Genomic DNA, 21,601 nt, shown 5'->3' on the forward strand with positions numbered 1-21,601 from the left:
ACTACTACACGTCCAGCAGCAGACGCGTCGGATCTTCCAGCAACTCTTTGATCGTTACCAGGAAGCCCACGGATTCGCGACCATCGATCAGACGGTGATCGTAGGACAGCGCCAGGTACATCATCGGCAGGATCTCAACCTGACCATTCACCGCCATCGGACGATCTTTGATAGCGTGCATACCCAGAATTGCGCTCTGCGGCGGGTTGATGATAGGTGTAGACATCAGGGAACCGAACACACCACCGTTGGTGATGGTGAAGTTACCACCGGTCAGATCTTCAACCGTCAGCTTACCGTCACGGCCTTTAACAGCCAGCTCTTTGATTTTCTTCTCGATATCTGCCATGCCGAGAGTATCGACATCACGCAGAACCGGCGTCACCAGACCGCGCGGCGTAGAAACCGCCATGCTGACGTCGAAATAGTTGTGGTAAACCACATCATCGCCATCGATAGAAGCATTCACTTCCGGGTAACGTTTCAGGGCTTCAACCACCGCTTTCACGTAGAAGGACATAAAGCCCAGACGGATGCCGTGACGTTTTTCAAATGCTTCACCGTACTGCTTACGCAGATCCATAATCGGCTTCATGTTGACTTCGTTGAACGTGGTCAACATGGCGGTGGAGTTTTTCGCTTCCAGCAGACGCTCTGCCACACGCTTACGCAGGCGAGTCATCGGGACACGTTTTTCGCTACGTGCAGCCAGTGCTGGTTGTGCCGCTGGAGCAGCAGCAGCCGGTGCAGACTCTTTCGCCGTGGCTTTCGCCAGATGTTTTTCCACATCTTCACGGGTCAGACGACCACCGACACCAGTGCCTTTAATCGCGCTAGCTTCGAGGTTGTGTTCAGCCAGCAGGCGACGGATCGCCGGGCTTAACGCGTCGTTGTTTTGCTCTTCCAGAGACGCCTGCTGGCGTTGTGCCGGAGTGGACGCTTTCTCTTCAGATTTGGCGCTGGTTTCTTTACCGGCGCTGTTGCCTTCACGCAGGCGACCGAGGATCTGACGAGACGTTACAGTTGTACCTTCATCTTCCAGAACCGCATCCAGAATGCCGTCTGCTGATGCCGGTACTTCCAGTACCACTTTGTCAGTTTCGATTTCTACCAGCACTTCATCACGTACGACTGCGTCGCCGGGTTTTTTATGCCAGGTTGCGACGGTGGCATCGGCTACGGATTCAGGCAGGTCAGGGACCAGAATATCTACGCTACTCATTGTGTATCCTTTATTTATTCGACGTTCAGCGCGTCATTAACCAGATCTTGTTGCTGTTTCTGGTGAACGGACATATACCCTACCGCCGGAGAGGCGGAGGCCGGGCGGCCTGCATAACGCAGAGAAGCCCCAAACGGAATCACTTCACGGAAATGATGCTGGCTGCAGTACCATGCGCCCTGGTTGAGCGGCTCTTCCTGGCACCAGACAAAATCCTTGACGTGAGCAAACTGCTGCAACACTTCCTGCATCGCTTTATGCGGGAACGGGTAGAGTTGCTCGATACGCACAATGGCGACATCGCGTTGATTGTTCTTACGGCGTTGTTCCAGCAGGTCGTAATAAACCTTACCAGAACACATCACGACACGCTTCACGCCCTTCGGATCAAGCTCGTCGATTTCACCGATGGCAGGCAGGAAGGTGCCGTTCGCCAGTTCTTCGAGGCTGGAAACCGCCAGCGGATGACGCAGCAGGGATTTCGGCGACATCACGACCAGCGGACGACGCATCCCGCGCAGCGCCTGACGACGCAGCATGTGGTAAACCTGTGCCGGGGTAGACGGTACGCAAACCTGCATGTTTTGCTCAGCGCAAAGTTGCAGATAACGTTCCAGACGCGCGGAGGAGTGCTCCGGTCCCTGCCCTTCATAACCATGCGGCAGCAGCATCACCAGGCCACACATCCGGCCCCATTTCTGTTCGCCAGAGGAGATGAACTGGTCGATAACCACCTGTGCACCGTTGGCGAAGTCACCGAACTGTGCTTCCCAGATGGTCAGGGTGCGTGGTTCTGCGGTGGCATAACCGTATTCAAACGCCAGCACAGCTTCTTCAGATAGTACGGAGTCCCAGACGCGGAACGCGCCCTGGCCGTTATGGATATGTTGCAGCGGCGTGTAAGTGGAACCGTTAGACTGGTTATGGATCACCGCGTGACGGTGGAAGAACGTACCGCGACCGGAGTCTTCACCCGACAGGCGAACCGGAATGCCTTCATCAACCAGCGTGGCGTAAGCGAGGTTTTCCGCGCCGCCCCAGTCGAACAGTTTCTCACCGGCAGCCATCGCCTGGCGATCGCCATAAATCTTGGCAACGCGAGACTGCATTTCAATGGCTTCTGGCACCGTGCTGATGCGTTTAGCCAGCTCCTGCAGGCGCTTCATCTCAACTTTGTTCGGGTACTCTTCGTCCCATTCGTGGTTGAGGTACGGCGACCAGGTGAAGGAGTGCATGTTCATCGGACGCCACTCTGCCACTACGCAATCGCCAGCATCCAGCGCATCGCGGTACAGGTTAACCATTTCGGTGGCATCTTCCAGCGTCGCCACTTTTTCCTGCTCCAGCTTGTCAGCGTAGATTTTGCGCGGCGTTGGATGTTTTTTGATTTTCTGATACATCAGCGGCTGAGTTGCGCTCGGCTCGTCGGCTTCGTTGTGGCCGTGACGGCGGTAGCATACCAGGTCGATGAAGACATCACGTTTAAAGGTGTTACGGAAATCGAGCGCCAGACGGGTCACAAAGGCAACGGCTTCCGGATCGTCCGCGTTAACGTGGAAAATCGGTGCCTGAACCATCTTGCCGATATCAGTACAGTACGGCGTCGAACGGGCATCCAGCGGGTTAGAGGTGGTGAAGCCAACCTGGTTGTTGATAACGATACGTACCGTACCACCAACTTCATAACCACGCGCTTTCGACATGTTCAGGGTTTCCTGAACCACGCCCTGCCCGGTCACTGCGGCGTCACCGTGGATGGTGATTGGCAGCACTTTGTTGCTGCTCGGCTCATCAAGTCTGTCCAGACGGGCACGAACAGAACCGATAACTACCGGGCTTACAATCTCAAGGTGAGACGGGTTAAACGCCAGCGCCAGGTGCACCAGGCCGCCATCGGTCTGGAAGTCAGACGAGAAGCCCATGTGGTATTTCACGTCGCCCGTGCCGAGGTGTTCTTTATGTTTACCGGCAAACTCGTCGAACAAGTCTTGCGGTTTTTTACCCAGCACGTTCACCAGCACGTTCAGACGACCACGGTGCGCCATCCCGAGAACCACTTCACGGGTGCCGCTGTTGCCCGCGTGGCGGATCATCTCTTTAAGCATCGGGATTAACGCGTCACCGCCTTCCAGCGAGAAGCGTTTTGCGCCAGGGAATTTTGCGCCAAGGTAACGTTCAAGGCCTTCAGCGGCGGTCAGTTCGCTTAAGAAGCGTTTTTTCTCTTCGCTATTGAACGTCGCGCGACCAGACTCGATACGCTGTTGGATCCAGCGTTTTTCTTCGGTGCTGGTTATGTGCATATACTCGGCGCCAATCGGGCCGCAGTAGGTTTGCTTGAGAGCTTCCAGCAGCTCGCCGAGTTTCATGGTCTCTTTGCCGCTGGCAAATGAACCGACGTTGAAGGTCTCCTGGAAGTCTGCTTCGGTCAGATCGTGGAAAGACGGATCCAGATCGGCCACTTTATCTTGCTGCCACAGTCCCAGCGGATCGAGATTCGCATGTTGGTGACCACGGAAGCGGTATGCGTTAATGAGCTGCAGGACTTTAACCTGCTTCACATTGGTGTCAGGGTCGGAGATCGTTGAAGAGTAACGTGAAGCGTCTTTCGCCAGGCGGCGGAAATATTCACGCGTTTGAGAGTGGAATTGATCCGGTTTGACTCCCGTACCAGGTAACTGCTGGAACGTCGAACGCCAGTTAGCGTCAACCGAGTCAGGATCGGTTAAGAAGTCTTCATAGAGCTGTTCTATCCAGCTCTGGTTTGCGCCAGAGAGGTAAGAAGAGTCCAACCAGGCTTTCAAAGCGCTGTTCTGCATCGTGATCCCTTAAGCATCTTTTTTATGCTTACTTCGCCGTGGATACTACCACGCACAGTGATGTGCGTGCCGGGGTTCACTTGTTGCGGACTTGTCGTGTTTTCTGCGTCCGCTAAGGAACCTTTAAAAACTGTCTTAGTGTCAGGGGCAGTTTTTAAAGATTTCCTGCATTTCTTTTCCAGGCCGGATAAGGCGTTTACGCCACATCCGGCACTGGTTGCCTGATGCGACGCTTGCGCGTCTTATCAGGCCTGGTATTTATGCATTACGTTGCAACAACATCGACTTGATATGGCCGATGGCACGCGTCGGATTCAGCCCTTTCGGACATACACTGACGCAGTTCATGATGCTGTGACAGCGGAATACACTGAATGCATCACTCAAACCGTCAAGGCGACTGTCAGTCTCGGTATCACGGCTATCAATCAGGAAACGATACGCCGCTAACAAGCCTGCAGGACCGATAAACTTATCGGGATTCCACCAGAAAGACGGACAAGAGGTTGAACAACATGCGCAGAGAATACATTCATACAGCCCGTCGAGTTTTTCACGTTGCTCTGGCATTTGTAAATGCTCACGAGCTGGTAGATTTTGTCCATTATTCAACAAGTAAGGCTTAATTTTCTCATATTGCGCATAGAATTGTCCCATGTCTACCACCAAATCGCGGACAACCGGTAAACCTGGCAACGGACGAATTACAATCTTCTTGCCCGGCTGGTTGAGTGCCGAAATCGGGGTAATACAGGCCAGACCATTCTTGCCGTTCATGTTCAGACCGTCGGAACCACACACACCTTCACGGCAGGAGCGGCGGAACGACAGGCTGGGATCTTTCTCTTTCAGCTGAATAAGCGCATCCAGCAGCATCATGTCGCGACCTTCTTCCGCTTCCAGGGTGTAATCCTGCATACGCGGAGCATCATCAACATCCGGGTTATAGCGATAAATTGAAAACTCGAGTCTCATTTTCCTGTCTCCGCATTAGTAAGTACGAATCTTCGGCGGGAATGCCGGGCGCAGTTTCGGTTCCATGTTGACGCTACGTCGCGTCATGGATTCCGACTCTGGCAGATACAGGGAGTGGCACAGCCAGTTTTCATCATCACGATCCGGGAAGTCGAAGCGGCTATGCGCGCCACGGCTTTCAGTACGGAAGTTGGCAGAAACAGCCGTTGCATACGCCGTTTCCATCAGGTTATCCAGTTCCAGGCATTCAACGCGCTGGGTGTTGAACTCGCTGGAAGTGTCATCCAGACGGGCATTTTTCAGACGCTCGCGGATCACTTTCAACTGCTCAAGCCCTTTCGCCATCGCATCACCTTCACGGAATACCGAGAAGTTATGCTGCATACATTCTTGCAGTGCTTTACGAATCGCCACCGGATCTTCACCGTTACGGTTATTATTCCAGCGGTTCAGGCGCTCCAGAGAAACTTCAACATCAGACTCGCTGGCATCGCGCAGTGCGCCCTGCTCGGCGATAGACTCTTGTAGATGCAGACCTGCCGCGCGACCAAATACCACCAGATCCAGCAGCGAGTTGCCGCCCAGACGGTTAGCACCGTGTACCGATACGCAAGCAATTTCACCCACCGCAAACAGGCCAGGGATCACCACATCTTCGCCCTTCTCGTTCACCGTCAGCGCCTGACCGGTCACTTTGGTCGGTATACCGCCCATCATATAGTGACAGGTTGGGATAACCGGAATCGGTTCTTTAACCGGATCAACGTGAGCGAAGGTACGGGAGAGTTCCAGGATACCCGGCAAGCGGGATTCGAGAACTTCTTTACCCAGGTGGTCGAGTTTCAGTTTTGCGTGTGGTCCCCACGGACCATCGCAGCCGCGACCTTCACGGATTTCGATCATGATGGAGCGCGCCACCACATCACGACCCGCCAGGTCTTTAGCGTTCGGCGCATAACGCTCCATAAAGCGTTCGCCATGTTTGTTCAGCAGATAGCCGCCTTCACCACGGCAGCCCTCGGTTACCAGTACGCCCGCACCGGCAATCCCCGTCGGGTGGAACTGCCACATTTCCATATCCTGCACCGGTACGCCTGCACGGATAGCCATGCCGACGCCGTCGCCGGTGTTAATGTGGGCATTGGTGGTAGACTGATAAATACGCCCTGCCCCGCCGGTCGCCAGCACGGTCGCGCGGGCTTTGAAGTAAACCACTTCACCGGTTTCGATGCACAGTGCGGTACAACCCACCACCGCGCCATCCTGGTTTTTCACCAGATCCAGCGCATACCATTCGGAGAAAATAGTGGTGTGGTTTTTCAGGTTCTGCTGATAAAGCGTGTGCAACAGTGCGTGACCGGTACGGTCAGCCGCTGCCGCTGTACGTGCCGCCTGCTCACCGCCGAAGTTTTTCGACTGGCCGCCAAACGGACGTTGATAGATACGACCATCATCAAGACGCGAAAACGGCAGACCCATGTGTTCCAGTTCCAGAATCGCTTCCGGCCCGGTTTTACACATATATTCAATCGCGTCCTGGTCACCGATATAGTCCGACCCTTTAACAGTGTCATACATATGCCATTCCCAGTTATCTTCATGGGTATTACCCAGCGCAACGGTAATACCGCCCTGCGCAGAAACGGTATGGGAACGGGTCGGGAAGACTTTAGAGAGCAGCGCACAGGTCTGGCCGCTCTGGGAAATTTGCAGCGCCGCGCGCATACCTGCGCCACCAGCACCAATCACAACTGCATCAAATTCTCTGACTGGCAATTTCATTACACACCCCACACCACAACGAATCCATAAATCACGTAAACCACCAGTGCAACGACAATCACCAGTTGCAGCATCAGGCGCAAAGCCAGCGGTTTAACGTAGTCGGTCAACACCTGCCACATGCCGATCCAGGCATGGATCAAGATGGAAAACAGCGCCAGCAGGGTGAACACTTTAGTGAACGCAGAGGCAAAGAAACCGATCCAGACTTCATATGTCAGTTCGCCACTGGTAGCGAAAAAACCGACCATATAAATGATGTAGAGCGTCAGGACGATAGCAGTAGCGCGAACGAGGATGAAATCATGTACGCCATTGCGTCCTAATGCGGAGGCGTTGCTTACCATACGAGGACTCCTGCAAGAATTGAAAGCACGACAGTAATGACAAAGGAGATTTTGGCGGAGCGTTTACCCGCTTCGAATGTTTCTTCCAGATAGCCAAAATCCATCATCATGTGGCGAATACCTACGACGACGTGATACGCCAGAGCGGTAAGGATGCCCCACATGATAAATTTGACGAAGAAGCTGCCCATAATGGCGGAAGCTTGCTCGAAACCTTCAGGGGAAGAGAGGCTGGTACCCAGAAGCCACAGCAGGATGCCCACTGCAACAAAGGTGATCACACCGGAAACGCGATGGAGAATGGACGCTATCGCCGTGACGGGGAACCGGATGGTCTGTAGGTCCAGATTAACAGGTCTTTGTTTTTTCACATTTCTTATCATGAATAACGCCCACATGCTGTTCTTATTATTCCCTGGGGACTACGGGTACAGAGGATAACTTTCTGTTACCTGGAGACGTCGGGATTTCCTTCCTCCGGTCTGCTTGCGGGTCAGACAGCGTCCTTTCTATAACTGCGCGTCATGCAAAACACTGCTTCCAGATGCGAAAACGACACGTTACAACGCTGGGTGGCTCGGGATTGCAGGGTGTTCCGGAGACCTGGCGGCAGTATAGGCTGTTCACAAAATCATTACAATTAACCTACATATGCTTTGTCGGGTTTTATCCAGAACAGTGATCTGAGTCACGATAACAACATTTATTTAATTTTTAACCATCTCATTTGACAATCATTCAACAAAGTTGTTACAAACATCATCAGGAAAAGCATATAATGCGTAAAAGTTATGGGGTCACTATTTCACCTAAGATTAACTTATGTAACAGTGTGGAAGTATTGACCAATCCATCCAGGACAGTTATTAGTGATAGACAGGTTTAATAATTCGGATTGCTAAGTGCTTGATTCGCCGTTTATTCGTCATCAATGAATCCTTTACCTGCAAGCGCCCAGAGCTCTGTACCCAGGTTTTCCCCTCTTTCACAGAGCGGCGAGCCAAATAACAAACGGGTAAAGCCAGGTTGATGTGCGAAGGCAAATTTAAGTTCCGGCAGTCTTACGCAATAAGGCGCTAAGGAGACCTTAAATGGCTGATACAAAAGCAAAACTCACCCTCAACGGGGATACAGCTGTTGAACTGGATGTGCTGAAAGGCACGCTGGGTCAAGATGTTATTGATATCCGTACTCTCGGTTCAAAAGGTGTCTTCACCTTTGACCCAGGCTTCACTTCAACCGCATCCTGCGAATCTAAAATTACTTTTATTGATGGTGATGAAGGTATTTTGCTGCATCGAGGTTTCCCGATCGATCAGCTGGCGACCGATTCTAACTACCTGGAAGTCTGTTACATTCTGCTGAATGGTGAAAAACCGACCCAGGAACAGTATGACGAGTTTAAAACTACAGTTACCCGTCATACGATGATCCACGAACAGATCACCCGCCTGTTCCACGCCTTCCGTCGCGACTCTCATCCGATGGCGGTCATGTGCGGTATTACCGGCGCGCTGGCAGCGTTTTATCACGACTCACTTGACGTCAATAACCCACGTCATCGTGAAATCGCCGCGTTCCGTCTGCTGTCGAAAATGCCGACCATGGCTGCGATGTGTTACAAATACTCCATCGGTCAGCCATTTGTTTACCCGCGCAATGACCTTTCTTACGCTGGCAACTTCCTGCACATGATGTTCTCTACGCCGTGCGAACCGTATGAAGTCAATCCAATTCTGGAACGTGCAATGGATCGTATTCTGATCCTGCACGCTGACCACGAGCAGAATGCTTCTACCTCTACCGTGCGTACCGCTGGCTCTTCGGGTGCAAACCCGTTTGCTTGTATCGCAGCAGGTATTGCTTCGCTGTGGGGGCCAGCTCACGGTGGTGCTAACGAAGCTGCGCTGAAAATGCTGGAAGAAATCAGCTCCGTTAAGCACATTCCGGAATTTGTTCGTCGTGCGAAAGACAAAAATGATTCTTTCCGCCTGATGGGCTTCGGTCACCGCGTGTACAAAAATTACGACCCGCGCGCCACCGTAATGCGTGAAACCTGCCATGAAGTCCTGAAAGAGCTGGGCACCAAAGATGACCTGCTGGAAGTGGCAATGGAGCTGGAAAACATCGCGCTGAACGACCCGTACTTTATCGAGAAGAAACTGTACCCGAATGTCGACTTCTACTCCGGTATCATCCTGAAAGCGATGGGTATTCCGTCTTCCATGTTCACCGTGATCTTCGCTATGGCACGTACGGTTGGCTGGATCGCCCACTGGAGCGAAATGCACAGTGACGGCATGAAAATTGCCCGTCCGCGTCAGCTGTATACTGGCTATGAAAAACGTGACTTTAAAAGCGATATTAAACGTTAATCGTTGATGACTGAGCAGTAAATTCATCTAACCCGCCCTTTTTATATGGCGGGTTATTTTTTGTTGGATAAAACACGAAAAATTGTAAAAATAAAATTAAAAAGTGGGCAAGGAACAAAAAACAAGCAGCTTACATAGCAATCAATATAATATCTTTTTAGGAATAATTGTCCTCTCCGTCCTGTTTATAACCTTCTGAATATTATGCATATCCATTTCTCACTTCTATTTTTAATAGCCAAATCAATTCACATCACAAATTAATTACTTTCGTATTTAGTAATACTAAATCTATTTTTAAGTAAAACTAAAAACACTCCACACGCAAAATCAGATAATCTGGCAGAGCTATACTATTTTTCTATTTCCTTAAAGGATTCTGTTATGTTTAAAGGACAAAAAACATTGGCCGCATTGGCCGTATCTCTGTTGTTCACTGCTCCTGTTTATGCTGCAGACGAAGGCTCTGGTGAGATTCACTTTAAAGGTGAAATTATTGAAGCTCCTTGTGACATTCATCCAGATGATGTTGATAAAAATATTGACCTTGGACAAGTCACGACGACCCACATAAACCGGGATCATCACAGCAATAAAGTGGCCGTCGACATTCGCTTAATAAACTGTGACCTGCCAAGTTCTGATAATGGTAGCGGTTCGCCGATATCCAAAGTTGCCGTAACCTTCGACGGTTCGGCTAAAACGACCGGGGCAACACCTCTGTTGAGTAATACCAGTGCTGGCGAAGCAACAGGTGTCGGCGTAAGACTGATGGACAAAAATGACACAAACATCGTATTGGGTACAGCTGCGCCAGACCTCGACCTGGATTCAAGCTCAACAGAACAAACGCTGAACTTCTTTGCCTGGATGGAACAAATTGATAATGCAGTCAATGTCACGGCTGGTGCCGTAACCGCTAACGCGACCTACGTTCTGGATTATAAATAAGCATAATTATGGCGGCGACGTAGCCGCCTTTCTGCAAATATTTATCAGGTATGGACACCGTGAATATTTATCGACTCTCTTTTATTTCCTGCCTGACGATGGTAATGCCGTCCGCGCTGGCGGTCGAATTTAACCTGAGCGTCCTCGACAAATCGATGCGTGATAGCATTGATATTTCATTATTAAAAGACAAAGGGGTGATTGCCCCCGGTGAATATTTTGTTAGCATTGCCGTTAATAATAACCAAATCAGTAACGGGCAAAAAATTAGCTGGCAAAAAAGCGGTGATAAAACCATTCCGTGCATTGATGAATCACTGGTGGATAAATTCGGTTTAAAACCAGACTTCCGTCAATCATTAATACAGAGAAATCAGTGTGTTGATTTTAGCTCGCATCCAGAAATACGCTTCAATTTCGATCAAACCAATCAGCAACTCAATATCACCATTCCGCAAGCGTGGCTGGCATGGCACTCAGAAAACTGGATGCCGCCATCAACATGGAAAGAAGGTGTAGCCGGCTTTCTGATGGATTACAACCTGTTTGCCAGCAACTACCGTCCACAAGGCAGTAGCAGCAACACCAACCTGAACGCTTATGGTACTACCGGTATTAACATGGGGGCATGGCGCTTACGCAGCGATTACCAGTTGAGCCGTTCCGAAAGCGACAATGCCCATGACCAGAGCGGCGGAATATCACGTACTTATCTTTTTCGCCCACTACCACAATTAGGTTCGAAATTAACCCTGGGCGAAACTGATTTCAGTTCCAATATTTTCGACGGTTTTTCTTATACCGGTGCGGCACTGACCAGCGATGACCGGATGTTGCCCTGGGAATTGCGCGGTTACGCCCCACAAATCAGCGGTATTGCGCAAACCAACGCCACCGTCACCGTAAGTCATTCGGGGCGAGTTATTTACCAGAAAAAAGTCTCGCCAGGCCCGTTTATCATTGATGACATCAATCAGTCTGTCCAGGGTACGCTGGATGTCAAAGTGACGGAAGACGATGGACGTGTGAACAACTTTCAGGTTTCGGCCGCCTCGACGCCCTTCCTGACGCGCCAGGGTCAGGTTCGCTATAAACTTGCTGTTGGTCAGCCGCGAACCTCAATGTCTCATCAAACTGAAAATGAAACCTTTTTTAGCAATGAAATGTCCTGGGGGATGCTCTCGAATACCTCGTTATATGGCGGTTTGCTACTCTCCGGAAATGACTATCATTCTGGCGCAATAGGCATCGGGCAAAATATGCTCTGGCTGGGAGCATTGTCATTTGATGTCACCTGGGCCAGTAGCCAATTTGATACCCAGCAGGACGAGCGAGGCTTAAGCTACCGTTTCAATTACAGCAAACAAGTGGACGCCACAAATAGTACGATTTCACTCGCTGCTTATCGCTTCTCCGATCGTCATTTTCACAGCTACGCCAACTATCTGGATCACAAATACAACGACAACGATGCACAAGACGAAAAACAGACGATCAGCTTATCAGTAGGCCAACCGATAACCCCTCTGAACCTCAACCTGTACGCCAACCTGTTACATCAGACCTGGTGGAACGCAAATACCTCCACGACTGCCAACATAACGGCAGGTTTTAATATTGATATCGGTGAGTGGAAAGATATATCAATTTCGACGTCATTCAACACAACCCACTACGAAGACAAAGATCGCGACAACCAGATTTACCTGTCGATTTCATTACCTGTCGGTAACGGTGGTCGAGTCGGCTATGACATGCAAAACAGTAGTAACAGCACTACACACCGCATGTCGTGGAACGATACGCTGGATGAACGTAATAGCTGGGGCATGTCTGCCGGAGCACAATCCGATCGCCCTGATAATGGCGCACAGGTGAGCGGCAACTATCAACACCTGAGTTCAGCCGGTGAATGGGATTTGTCTGGCACTTATGCCGCCAATGATTACAGCTCCGTCAGCAGTAGCTGGAGTGGTTCCTTTACCGCCACTCAATATGGCGCAGCCTTCCATCGCCGCAGTTCAACCAACGAGCCACGGCTGATGGTCAGCACCGACGGCGTGGCAAATATTCCGGTTCAGGGTAATCTCGACTACACCAACCATTTTGGTATTGCGGTAGTGCCGCTAATTTCCAGTTACCAACCTTCCACCGTGGCAGTCAACATGAATGATTTACCTGACGGCGTGACTGTTGCTGAAAACGTCATCAAAGAAACGTGGATTGAAGGCGCTATTGGTTACAAATCGCTGGCTTCCCGTTCTGGTAAAGACGTTAACATTATTATTCGCGACGTCAGCGGTCACTATCCCCCTCTCGGTGCCGATATTCAGCAGAATGGCAGCGGAATCAGTGTAGGTATGGTTAGCGAGGAAGGCCATGCCTGGCTTGGTGGAGTAGCTGAAAACCAGCAATTTACAGTGCTCTGGGGTGACAAACAAAGTTGCATTATTCATCTGCCAGAACGTCTGGAAGATACGACCAAACGCCTGATTTTACCTTGTCATTAATTAAGGAAAAGAGAATGACATTTATTAAAGGATTGCCCCTGATTCTGTTAGCCGTCAGCCTGGGTAGCCACGCTGCCGTGCAACCCGATCGCACACGAGTTGTGTTTAACGCCAACGACAAAGCCACCAGCCTGCGCATAGAAAACCAGAGTGACAAACTGCCTTACCTTGCTTATTCCTGGATAGAAAATGATAAAGGGGAGAAAAGCGACGATCTTCTGGTCGCTCTGCCACCAATACAGCGCCTGGAACCAAAAGCAACATCGCAGGTGCGGATTGTAAAGCAAGCGTCAACCACACAGTTACCCGGCGATCGTGAAACGCTGTTCTACTATAACATGCGCGAAATTCCGCCAGCACCGGATAAAAGCAGCGACCTGCGGCATTGCGCAAGAAAACAGGTGAACACGTAGAGCTACAGTTACAGGTTAGCCAGCAGGGCAACCAACTTACCCTGAAAAACCCTACCGCCTATTACCTGACGATTGCCTATCTTGGGCAAAATGATAAAGGTGTGCTCCCCGGTTTTAAATCGCTGATGATTGCCCCTTTTAGCACCGTCACAACGAATACTGGAAGCTATAACGGTAATCATTTTTACCTGGGTTACATGGATGATTACGGCGCATTACGGATGAATACTCTGAACTGTAACGGACAATGTCGTTTACAGGCGGTGGAGGCGAAGAAATGAGTACTGACAAGGGATTGTTGCTCATCATCTGTCTGTTATTTCTGCCGTTGAAGTCTGCGCTGGCGCTGAACTGCTATTTTGGCGCATCTGGCGGATCTGTAGAAAAATCAGAAGCTATTCAACCCTTTGCTGTGCCAGGCAATGCCAAACCTGGCGATAAAATCTGGGAATCTGACGATATTAAAATTCCCGTCTATTGTGACAACAATACTAACGGCAACTTTGAAAGCGAGCATGTTTATGCCTGGGTAAACCCCTACCCCGGAATGCAGGATCGCTATTATCAACTTGGCGTAACATATAACGGCGTTGATTACGATGCCAGTCTCGGGAAAAGCCGAATCGACACCAACCAGTGTATCGACAGCAAGAAAATTGATATCTACACACCAGAGCAGATCATTGCCATGGGGTGGCAAAATAAGATTTGTTCCGGCGATCCCAGCAATATTCATATGTCGCGTACATTTCTCGCGCGTATGCGGCTCTATGTTAAAGTTCGTGAAATGCCGCCGCATGATTATCAAAGTACGCTGAGCGACTATATTGTGGTGCAATTTGATGGCGCTGGCAGTGTTAATGAAGATCCTTCCGCCCAAAACCTGAAATATCACATTACCGGTCTGGAAAACATCCGTGTACTGGATTGCAGCGTTAACTTTTCTATTTCGCCTGAAACACAGGTGATTGATTTTGGTAAATTTAACGTACTGGATATTCGCCGTCACACGATGTCGAAAAGTTTTAGTATTAAGACGACGAAATCACAAAATGACCAGTGCACCGACGGGTTTAAAGTCAGTTCCTCGTTTTATACCGAAGAAACGTTGGTTGAAGAAGATAAAGCATTGTTGATTGGTAATGGCCTTAAACTACGTTTACTGGATGAAAACGCCTCGCCCTATACTTTCAACAAATACAGCGAATATGCCGATTTCACCAGCGACATGTTAGTTTATGAAAAAAACTTTACCGCCGAATTGTCATCCATACCAGGCACCCCCATCGAGGCTGGTCCCTTCGATACAGTAGTGCTTTTTAAGATTAACTATAACTGAGTTACCATGATGCCCTTTGCAGCCAGAAAGGGCATCTCTTTCAGATAATTGCTGATTTTCCTCTTTTCCTTGATTACCGTTATTTTTTCCAGGCCCGGCTTTCTTTATGCTGTATCGATACACCAAAGAGAAAATAATGAGGGAGCGAAGGATGCCAGTCTTGCAGTGGGGAATGTTATGTGTGTTATCACTTCTCCTTTCTATTGGTTTCCTCGCGGTACATCTCCCGGCGGCACTATTACTTGGGCCGATGATCGCCGGGATCATCTTCAGTATGCGCGGAATGACTCTGCAACTCCCTCGCTCCGCTTTTCTTGCTGCGCAGGCCATTCTTGGCTGCATGATTGCGCAAAACCTCACTGGCTCGATCCTCACTACTCTGGCCGTTAACTGGCCAATTGTGTTAGCCATTTTACTGGTGACGCTGCTTTCCAGCGCCATCGTGGGCTGGTTATTGGTGCGCTATAGCTCGCTACCGGGTAATACCGGCGCCTGGGGTTCTTCTCCTGGCGGCGCAGCGGCAATGGTCGCTATGGCGCAGGATTACGGCGCAGATATCCGTCTGGTGGCGTTTATGCAATATTTGCGAGTACTGTTTGTCGCAGGTGCGGCAGTTCTGGTTACGCGGATGATGCTGGGCGATAACGCTGAAGCGGTTAATCAACAGATCGTCTGGTTCCCGCCAGTCAGCATTAATCTCCTGCTTACGATTTTGCTCGCGGTCGTTGCCGGTACGGCGGGATGCCTGCTACGTCTTCCTTCCGGCACAATGCTCATCCCGATGCTGGCGGGCGCGGTACTCCAGTCTGGCGAGTTCATCACAATTGAGTTACCAGAATGGCTGCTGGCGATAGCTTATATGGCGATTGGTTGGCGAATTGGTCTGTGCTTCGATAAGCAAATCTTACTGCGAGCACTACGCCCGCTACCGCAAATCCTGCTGTCGATTTTTGCTCTACTGGCTATTTGTGCGGGTATGGCGTGGGGGCTGACCCGGTTTATGCATATTGATTTTATGACTGCCTACCTCGCCACCAGCCCTGGCGGACTTGATACGGTGGCGGTCATCGCCGCAGGGAGCAATGCCGATATGGCGCTCATTATGGCGATGCAAACCCTGCGCTTGTTCAGTATTTTGCTGACGGGGCCAGCCATTGCACGGTTTATTTCAACCTATGCGCCGAAACGTTCTGCCTAATGCTGGCAGCCAGGGCACCAGTAAAACGGGCGCGATGACAGCGTGGTTTTCTCAATGATGCCGCCACAGCGTTCGCACGGTTCGCCATCACGATGAAAAACCTTAAAGCGAAACAGCGCGCCATGATGTTTATTCTCATCCACCTGCCCCCGCGTAGCGTAAGAAAGACGCGGAATATCCAGTAGCGCGTGCGCGAGTGCATCCAGTTGCGCCTCGTTGAGCTCTTTCGCTTTATGACTTCCGGTCAATCCGACCTGCCAGAGGATCTCCACCCGCAAATAATTGCCAAGCCCTGCCAGAAACACCTGATCGAGCAGTAATCCGGCAAACTGCCGGTTACGAAAGCGCGGCGACAATAACCGTTCTTTCACTACCTCCGGCGTCAGATTCGGATCCAGCACATCGGGGCCAACGCGTTGTAAAAACGGATGTGTGGTCAGTTGTTCCGGCGTCAACATCTCAATATCCGAGGCGCTATAAAGCAGAATGGTTTTGTCAGCCGTTTGCAGTTTTACCCGCAATACTCGCGTGGTCTGCGGCTCTTCGCCGGTATCGACCACGCGCCAGACGCCGTAAAGCTGATTATGACTATAGAGCGTTAAGTCGTTGGAAAAATGAGTTAACAACGCCTTACCACGCGTTTCCACATGGGTAACGTGTTGACCGATAAGTCGTGATTGATAAGGTTTTAACTGCGGGAAGGCAAACCAGACATCAGTTAGAGGTTTGCCTTTGATCGCCGCCTCCAGGTTATCCGCTGCGCGGCGGATCTCCGGGCCTTCAGGCATGGTGATATCCTTTTTTCGTTCTTTGTTCAGCGGGATTATACTGCGACAACAATCCCCTTTTGGGTAAATGTAGCGCGTAGTCGGCGGGCGAACGCCAGTGCGTGCTCGCCGTCGCCATGCAGACAGACCGTTTGCGCCGTGACCGTTGCCCATTCGCCGGTGATACTTTTGACTCTGCCGTGTTGCACCATCTCCAACGTTTGCGCCAGCGCCTGTTCTTCGTTTTCAATCAACGCGCCTGACTGGCTTCGCGGCACCAGCGAGCCGTCAGCCTGATAGCCGCGATCGGCAAACACTTCCTCGCGCGTTGTCAGGCCATTACGCTTGCCTGCACGGATCAGCTCGCTTCCCGCCAGTCCAACGAGAATCAATGCCGGATCGCAAGCGTAAACCGCTCTGGCGATAGCGTCTGCCAGTTGTGCGTCTTTCGCCGCCTGGTTATACAACATGCCGTGCGGTTTGACGTGGCGCATCACGCCACCTTCTGCACGGACAATCACTGCCAGCGCGCCAATTTGATACAACGTCTGGGCGTAAACCGTTTCCGGCGGCAGTTGCATGGTGCTACGTCCAAAGTTTTCCCTGTCGGGAAAACTCGGGTGAGCGCCAATCGCGACACCATTTTTTATTGCTTCACGCACGCTTGCCTGCATGGTTTGCGCGTCGCCTGCATGAAATCCACAGGCAATATTGGCTGAGGAAACCAGCGTTAACAGTTCAGCGTCGCTGGCGCAGCCTTCGCCCAGATCGGCGTTCAGGTCAATTTTCATTGTGCAGCCGCCACGCTAATTGTTCGAAATAACGTTGCTGATCCTGGCGCGCTTTCAGTGCCTCTTCCAGCGAACACTGGACAAAATGAATGGGCTGTCCGAGTGGGATTTGCGCCAGATGGTACATGTCGACTTCAATAATGCAGGCAATGCGCGGGTAACCGCCGGTGGTTTGCGCGTCGTTCATCAGCACAATCGGCTGACCGTTATGCGGCACTTGCACCACACCCGGCAGCAAACCGTGAGATAACAGTTCGCGATCGGTGGTGCGTTTTAAGATTTGCCCCTGTAAGCGATAGCCCATCCGGTTACTTTGCGGGCTAAGTTGCCAGGGCGAACGCCAGAATGCATCCTGCGAGGCGCGATCGAACTCATGATATTCCGGCCCCGGCAAGGCGCGAATGCGGTTTCCCCACAGAAGCTGTTTAACGCCCTGCGCTTCCATAAAATCCCGCTTTGCTTTGCCAATCGGGAGTCGGTCACCATCCTTCAGTAAACGCCCTTCCAGCCCGCCAATCCCCACTTTGAGATCGGTACTGCATGACCCCATAACTGGCGGAACATCAATACCGCCTGCGACCGCCAGATAGCTACGAACGCCATGTTGCGGCCGTTTAAGGGTTAAACGCTGGCCTGCTTTCATCGGCAAGCGCCAGCCGGTCCAGACAGCGTTATCATCCAGCCGCGCTTCGCAACCTGCACCAGTCAGGGCAAACCAGCCGTCGCGTTCAAATTCAACCGTTAACTGACCGAGCGTGATTTCCAGTGCGGGAGCGTTGGCATCGTTACCCACCAGCAGATTAGCAATACGCAGCGCAGGCATATCCAGTGCGCCGCAGTGGCTGATACCCGACTGGCGAAAACCGTGACGACCACCATCCTGCACGGTGGTATACATCCCCGCACGAATAATTTTCAACATACTCCCTCCCTCTGCGGCACAAAGCGCACGCTGTCTCCCGGACATAATAAGATGGGTTCGTCCCGCGTCGGGTCAAATAAACTGAGCGAGGTATGGCCTATTAATTGCCACCCCCCCGGCGTTGCCAGCGGATAAACACCAGTCTGCGCCCCACCGATCCCGACAGAACCTGCCGGAACGAGCAAACGCGGTTCCGCGCGTCGCGGCGTGTGTAGTTGTTCCGGCAAACTACCGAGATACGGGAAGCCCGGTTGAAAACCTAAAAACCAGACCACGTATTCCACGGAGGAGTGCAATTCAACGACCTGTTTTTCACTCAACCCACAATGTGCCGCGACCACCGATAAATCCGGCCCGCCAGCACCACCGTAAACCACCGGGATTTCGATATGGCGTGACTCCGGTTCCAGCGCCTCACTCTCCTCCCACCAGCGTTGCAAACGCTCTATAGCATCCAGCGCCAGCGACTCAGGATTACGCAAAATCACCGTAATATTGTTCATGCCGGGAATGGCTTCCACCACATTCGGCATATCAACCAGACGCTGCGCCAGACGCCAGATCCGTTTCTGGCTAGCCAGCGTCACCGGCGGTTCCAGTTCCAGCACTACCGCCGTTTCACCTATCAGATAACAACGCGCTCGTTGCACTTTCGATCCCTCTGATTATTCGTTATGCCGGATTAGGAATATCAATAAAAGTCACTTCAAGATCGGTATTTTCATTCAGCCACTCGCTCAACGCGCGAATACCACCGCGTTCGGTGGCATGGTGACCTGCGGCATAAAAATGCAATCCCTGCTCGCGCGCCGAATGAATGGTCTGTTCAGAAACTTCGCCAGTAATAAATGCATCCACGCCAAAACGCGCGGCGCTATCGATAAAACTTTGTCCGCCGCCCGTGCACCAGGCGACGCGTTTCACCACCTCAGGTCCGGTATCGCCACACCATAACGGCTTGCGTCCCAGACGCGCTTCAATCCAGGAAGCCAGTTCCAGCCCCGGCACAGGCATGGTCAGTTCGCCCCACGGCACCAACGGCTCAATTTCGCCCATGACCGTGATCCCCAGTAACGCCGCCAGTTGTGCGTTATTGCCAAGCTCCGGATGCGCGTCCAGCGGCAGATGCCAGCCATACAGGTTGATATCATTCGCCAGCAATGTTTTTAAACGGTTACGCTTCATGCCGCGAATTACCGGGGATTCACCTTTCCAGAAGTAGCCATGATGCACAATGACCGCATCCGCGCCCAGACGCACTGCCTCATCGAGCAAAGCCTGGCTGGCGGTGACACCGGTAACAATTTTTTGCACCGTCTCTTTGCCTTCCACCTGCAAACCATTCGGCGCGTAATCACTTATCGCCGCGCTGTTCAGTTTCTCGTTAATCAGTTGTTCCAGTTCGGTGTTTTTCATCTTCGCGCCTTCCGTATTCTGATAGCTACACCGTTAACATAGCGTTACCTCGCCTGTTCGTCGATAGCCAATCTTTTGACATATTAAGAAACAAACAGGCGGCCAAAAGGCGCAAATTGTTTATCTCATCACACTACAGTTCATGTATATTTATGCAAACAGACAGCATATTGCATAAATAATCAGATCTGTATCAAGGTTTTAACTTTAAGGAAACACACGCACACCGCGCTTTTATTACGTGGCGTCGCATCCAACTGTGGAATTATCATGAATAAACACGCATCACAGCCGCGCGCTATCTACTACGTTGTCGCGCTACAAATCTGGGAATATTTTAGCTTCTACGGAATGCGCGCCCTGCTGATTCTCTATCTCACCAATCAGCTGAAATACAACGATACCCACGCTTACGCGTTATTCAGTGCCTACTGTTCACTGGTATATGTCACGCCAATTCTTGGCGGCTTCCTGGCCGATAAAGTGCTCGGCAACCGTATGGCGGTAATGTTGGGAGCGTTGTTGATGGCGGTCGGACATCTGGTGTTGGGCGCCAGCGAGATCCATCCGACATTCCTCTATTTATCGCTGGCGATTATCGTCTGCGGCTATGGCCTGTTTAAATCCAACGTCAGTTGCCTGCTTGGCGAACTCTATGAGCCAACCGATCCGCGTCGTGATGGCGGTTTCTCGCTGATGTATGCGGCAGGTAACGTGGGTTCTATTATCGCCCCAATCGCCTGTGGTTACGCCCAGGAAGAATACAGCTGGGCAATGGGCTTTGGCCTGGCTGCGGTCGGGATGATCGCCGGGCTGGTCATTTTCTTATGCGGCAATCGTCACTTCGCTCATACCCGGGGCGTTAATAAGGAGGTGCTGTGTGCGAAAAACTTTCTCCTGCCGAACTGGGGATGGCTGCTGGTTCTGCTGGTCGCAACACCTGCGCTGATTACTGTATTGTTCTGGAAAGAATGGTCGGTATACGCCTTAGTTGTTGCCACGGTGATTGGACTGGCGGTGCTGGCAAAAATTTATCGCAAAGCAGAAAACCAGAAACAGCGTAAAGAACTGGGGCTGATTGTTACCCTTACCTTCTTCAGTATGTTGTTCTGGGCCTTCGCACAACAGGGCGGCAGTTCGATTAGCCTTTATATCGACCGTTTCGTTAACCGCGATATTTTCGGTTATACCGTTCCGACCGCTATGTTTCAGTCGATTAATGCCTTCGCGGTCATGCTGTGCGGGGTGTTCCTTGCCTGGGTCGTGAAAGAGAGCGTGGCGGGTAATCGTACCGTGCGCATTTGGGGAAAATTTGCTCTTGGCCTCGGTCTGATGAGCGCCGGATTCTGCATTCTGACCTTAAGCGCCCGCTGGTCTGCGATGTATGGACACTCTTCCCTGCCGCTGATGGTTCTGGGGCTGGCAGTGATGGGCTTTGCCGAACTGTTTATCGATCCGGTAGCCATGTCGCAAATTACGCGTATTGAAATCCCCGGCGTGACCGGCGTATTAACCGGCATTTATATGCTGCTTTCCGGCGCGATTGCTAACTATCTGGCGGGCGTTATTGCCGATCAGACATCGCAAGCTTCGTTTGATGCTTCCGGAGCGATCAACTACTCCATCAATGCGTATATTGAAGTGTTTGATCAAATCACCTGGGGTGCACTGGCTTGTGTGGGGTTGGTGCTGATGATTTGGCTGTACCAGACGCTGAAGTTCAGAAATCGCGCGCTGGCGCTGGAGTCTTAATAAGCGCCTGATGCGACGCTGACGC

Annotated in this window: 18 protein-coding genes and 1 pseudogene; 8 read left to right on the forward strand and 11 right to left on the reverse strand. The window is 51.4% G+C overall.

Annotated elements, in window-relative coordinates; translation table 11 throughout:
* Nucleotides 1-4: 4 nt before the first annotated feature.
* From odhB to sdhC, 6 genes are all read right to left on the reverse strand, one after another.
* Complete coding sequence (gene odhB, locus HEN21_RS15940) at nt 5-1,222, reverse strand: 2-oxoglutarate dehydrogenase complex dihydrolipoyllysine-residue succinyltransferase (protein WP_016159059.1); 1,218 nt, start codon at nt 1,220-1,222, stop codon at nt 5-7.
* Between the two features lie 14 nt (nt 1,223-1,236).
* On the reverse strand, nt 1,237-4,038 hold the full coding sequence (gene sucA / locus HEN21_RS15945; RefSeq protein ID WP_016159060.1) for a 2-oxoglutarate dehydrogenase E1 component: 2,802 nt from the start codon (nt 4,036-4,038) through the stop codon (nt 1,237-1,239).
* A gap of 258 nt (nt 4,039-4,296) precedes the next feature.
* The gene (gene sdhB / locus HEN21_RS15950) at nt 4,297-5,013 is read right to left on the reverse strand and encodes a succinate dehydrogenase iron-sulfur subunit SdhB (RefSeq protein WP_001235265.1); all 717 of its coding nucleotides are present in this window, start codon (nt 5,011-5,013) and stop codon (nt 4,297-4,299) included.
* Nucleotides 5,014-5,028: 15 nt separating this feature from the next.
* Entirely contained in the window at nt 5,029-6,795 is a 1,767-nt protein-coding gene (gene sdhA, locus HEN21_RS15955; protein WP_000775532.1) for a succinate dehydrogenase flavoprotein subunit, read from the reverse strand.
* Entirely contained in the window at nt 6,795-7,142 is a 348-nt protein-coding gene (gene sdhD, locus HEN21_RS15960) for a succinate dehydrogenase membrane anchor subunit (RefSeq protein ID WP_000254365.1), read from the reverse strand. The genes sdhA and sdhD overlap by 1 nt, the downstream gene beginning before the upstream one ends.
* A complete protein-coding gene (gene sdhC / locus HEN21_RS15965; RefSeq protein WP_000263354.1) occupies nt 7,136-7,540 on the reverse strand; it encodes a succinate dehydrogenase cytochrome b556 subunit in 405 nt (134 codons plus the stop codon). The genes sdhD and sdhC overlap by 7 nt, the downstream gene beginning before the upstream one ends.
* A gap of 380 nt (nt 7,541-7,920) precedes the next feature.
* Between sdhC and HEN21_RS15970 the strand changes: the two genes are divergently transcribed.
* The 7 genes and pseudogenes from HEN21_RS15970 to HEN21_RS16000 all read left to right on the forward strand — a co-directional run bounded on the left by HEN21_RS15970 (nt 7,921) and on the right by HEN21_RS16000 (nt 15,928).
* The gene (locus tag HEN21_RS15970; protein ID WP_122983127.1) at nt 7,921-8,028 is read left to right on the forward strand and encodes a hypothetical protein; all 108 of its coding nucleotides are present in this window, start codon (nt 7,921-7,923) and stop codon (nt 8,026-8,028) included.
* Nucleotides 8,029-8,233: 205 nt separating this feature from the next.
* Nucleotides 8,234-9,517 carry a citrate synthase gene (gene gltA / locus HEN21_RS15975; protein ID WP_000785828.1) on the forward strand — a complete coding sequence of 428 codons (1,284 nt, stop codon included), beginning with the start codon at nt 8,234-8,236 and terminating at the stop codon, nt 9,515-9,517.
* A 384-nt stretch (nt 9,518-9,901) separates the two neighbouring features.
* A complete protein-coding gene (locus HEN21_RS15980; RefSeq protein WP_000472410.1) occupies nt 9,902-10,468 on the forward strand; it encodes a fimbrial protein in 567 nt (188 codons plus the stop codon).
* Between the two features lie 50 nt (nt 10,469-10,518).
* Nucleotides 10,519-12,978, forward strand: a complete 2,460-nt coding sequence (locus HEN21_RS15985) for a fimbria/pilus outer membrane usher protein (RefSeq protein WP_176251688.1) — start codon at nt 10,519-10,521, stop codon at nt 12,976-12,978.
* 14 nt (nt 12,979-12,992) lie between these two features.
* A pseudogene (locus HEN21_RS15990) lies at nt 12,993-13,672 on the forward strand (fimbrial biogenesis chaperone).
* Nucleotides 13,669-14,730: a fimbrial protein gene (locus tag HEN21_RS15995; RefSeq protein ID WP_000102196.1), complete on the forward strand. Its 1,062-nt coding sequence runs from the start codon at nt 13,669-13,671 to the stop codon at nt 14,728-14,730. The pseudogene HEN21_RS15990 and the gene HEN21_RS15995 overlap by 4 nt, the downstream one beginning before the upstream one ends.
* A gap of 151 nt (nt 14,731-14,881) precedes the next feature.
* Entirely contained in the window at nt 14,882-15,928 is a 1,047-nt protein-coding gene (locus HEN21_RS16000) for an AbrB family transcriptional regulator (RefSeq protein ID WP_176251689.1), read from the forward strand.
* Here HEN21_RS16000 and nei read toward each other — a convergent pair.
* From nei to ybgI, 5 genes are read right to left on the reverse strand one after another with little or no spacing between them, the layout of a single operon-like run.
* Nucleotides 15,925-16,716 carry an endonuclease VIII gene (nei, locus tag HEN21_RS16005; protein WP_024257439.1) on the reverse strand — a complete coding sequence of 264 codons (792 nt, stop codon included), beginning with the start codon at nt 16,714-16,716 and terminating at the stop codon, nt 15,925-15,927. The two genes, HEN21_RS16000 and nei, sit on opposite strands and share 4 nt — an antisense overlap.
* 35 nt (nt 16,717-16,751) lie before the next feature.
* Nucleotides 16,752-17,486 carry a 5-oxoprolinase subunit PxpA gene (gene pxpA / locus HEN21_RS16010; protein WP_176251690.1) on the reverse strand — a complete coding sequence of 245 codons (735 nt, stop codon included), beginning with the start codon at nt 17,484-17,486 and terminating at the stop codon, nt 16,752-16,754.
* Nucleotides 17,476-18,408 carry a 5-oxoprolinase subunit PxpC gene (gene pxpC, locus HEN21_RS16015; protein ID WP_176251691.1) on the reverse strand — a complete coding sequence of 311 codons (933 nt, stop codon included), beginning with the start codon at nt 18,406-18,408 and terminating at the stop codon, nt 17,476-17,478. Before pxpC ends, pxpA begins: the two co-directional genes overlap by 11 nt.
* A complete protein-coding gene (gene pxpB, locus HEN21_RS16020; RefSeq protein ID WP_176251692.1) occupies nt 18,402-19,058 on the reverse strand; it encodes a 5-oxoprolinase subunit PxpB in 657 nt (218 codons plus the stop codon). The genes pxpC and pxpB overlap by 7 nt, the downstream gene beginning before the upstream one ends.
* A 22-nt stretch (nt 19,059-19,080) precedes the next feature.
* A complete protein-coding gene (gene ybgI / locus HEN21_RS16025) occupies nt 19,081-19,824 on the reverse strand; it encodes a radiation resistance protein YbgI (protein WP_000798868.1) in 744 nt (247 codons plus the stop codon).
* A gap of 270 nt (nt 19,825-20,094) precedes the next feature.
* On the opposite strand from ybgI, the gene dtpD reads away from it, so the two are divergent.
* Nucleotides 20,095-21,576, forward strand: a complete 1,482-nt coding sequence (gene dtpD, locus HEN21_RS16030; protein ID WP_001032671.1) for a dipeptide permease DtpD — start codon at nt 20,095-20,097, stop codon at nt 21,574-21,576.
* Nucleotides 21,577-21,601 lie beyond the last annotated feature (25 nt).

The sequence above is a fragment of the Escherichia sp. 93.1518 genome (genome assembly GCF_013368915.2).
Lineage (GTDB): Bacteria > Pseudomonadota > Gammaproteobacteria > Enterobacterales > Enterobacteriaceae > Escherichia > Escherichia ruysiae.

Excerpts from the sequence above, each read along its gene's own strand:
- sdhB (WP_001235265.1), bottom strand. The coding sequence starts at position 5,013 with ATGAGACTCGAGTTTTCAATTTATCGCTATAACCCGGATGTTGATGAT.
- pxpA (WP_176251690.1), bottom strand. The coding sequence starts at position 17,486 with ATGAAAATTGACCTGAACGCCGATCTGGGCGAAGGCTGCGCCAGCGAC.
- dtpD (WP_001032671.1), top strand. The coding sequence starts at position 20,095 with ATGAATAAACACGCATCACAGCCGCGCGCTATCTACTACGTTGTCGCG.
- nei (WP_024257439.1), bottom strand. The coding sequence starts at position 16,716 with ATGCCTGAAGGCCCGGAGATCCGCCGCGCAGCGGATAACCTGGAGGCG.
- HEN21_RS15980 (WP_000472410.1), top strand. The coding sequence starts at position 9,902 with ATGTTTAAAGGACAAAAAACATTGGCCGCATTGGCCGTATCTCTGTTG.
- HEN21_RS15985 (WP_176251688.1), top strand. The coding sequence starts at position 10,519 with ATGGACACCGTGAATATTTATCGACTCTCTTTTATTTCCTGCCTGACG.
- sucA (WP_016159060.1), bottom strand. The coding sequence starts at position 4,038 with ATGCAGAACAGCGCTTTGAAAGCCTGGTTGGACTCTTCTTACCTCTCT.
- odhB (WP_016159059.1), bottom strand. The coding sequence starts at position 1,222 with ATGAGTAGCGTAGATATTCTGGTCCCTGACCTGCCTGAATCCGTAGCC.
- ybgI (WP_000798868.1), bottom strand. The coding sequence starts at position 19,824 with ATGAAAAACACCGAACTGGAACAACTGATTAACGAGAAACTGAACAGC.
- sdhA (WP_000775532.1), bottom strand. The coding sequence starts at position 6,795 with ATGAAATTGCCAGTCAGAGAATTTGATGCAGTTGTGATTGGTGCTGGT.
- pxpC (WP_176251691.1), bottom strand. The coding sequence starts at position 18,408 with ATGTTGAAAATTATTCGTGCGGGGATGTATACCACCGTGCAGGATGGT.
- gltA (WP_000785828.1), top strand. The coding sequence starts at position 8,234 with ATGGCTGATACAAAAGCAAAACTCACCCTCAACGGGGATACAGCTGTT.
- sdhD (WP_000254365.1), bottom strand. The coding sequence starts at position 7,142 with ATGGTAAGCAACGCCTCCGCATTAGGACGCAATGGCGTACATGATTTC.
- HEN21_RS16000 (WP_176251689.1), top strand. The coding sequence starts at position 14,882 with ATGCCAGTCTTGCAGTGGGGAATGTTATGTGTGTTATCACTTCTCCTT.
- HEN21_RS15970 (WP_122983127.1), top strand. The coding sequence starts at position 7,921 with ATGCGTAAAAGTTATGGGGTCACTATTTCACCTAAGATTAACTTATGT.
- sdhC (WP_000263354.1), bottom strand. The coding sequence starts at position 7,540 with ATGTGGGCGTTATTCATGATAAGAAATGTGAAAAAACAAAGACCTGTT.
- HEN21_RS15995 (WP_000102196.1), top strand. The coding sequence starts at position 13,669 with ATGAGTACTGACAAGGGATTGTTGCTCATCATCTGTCTGTTATTTCTG.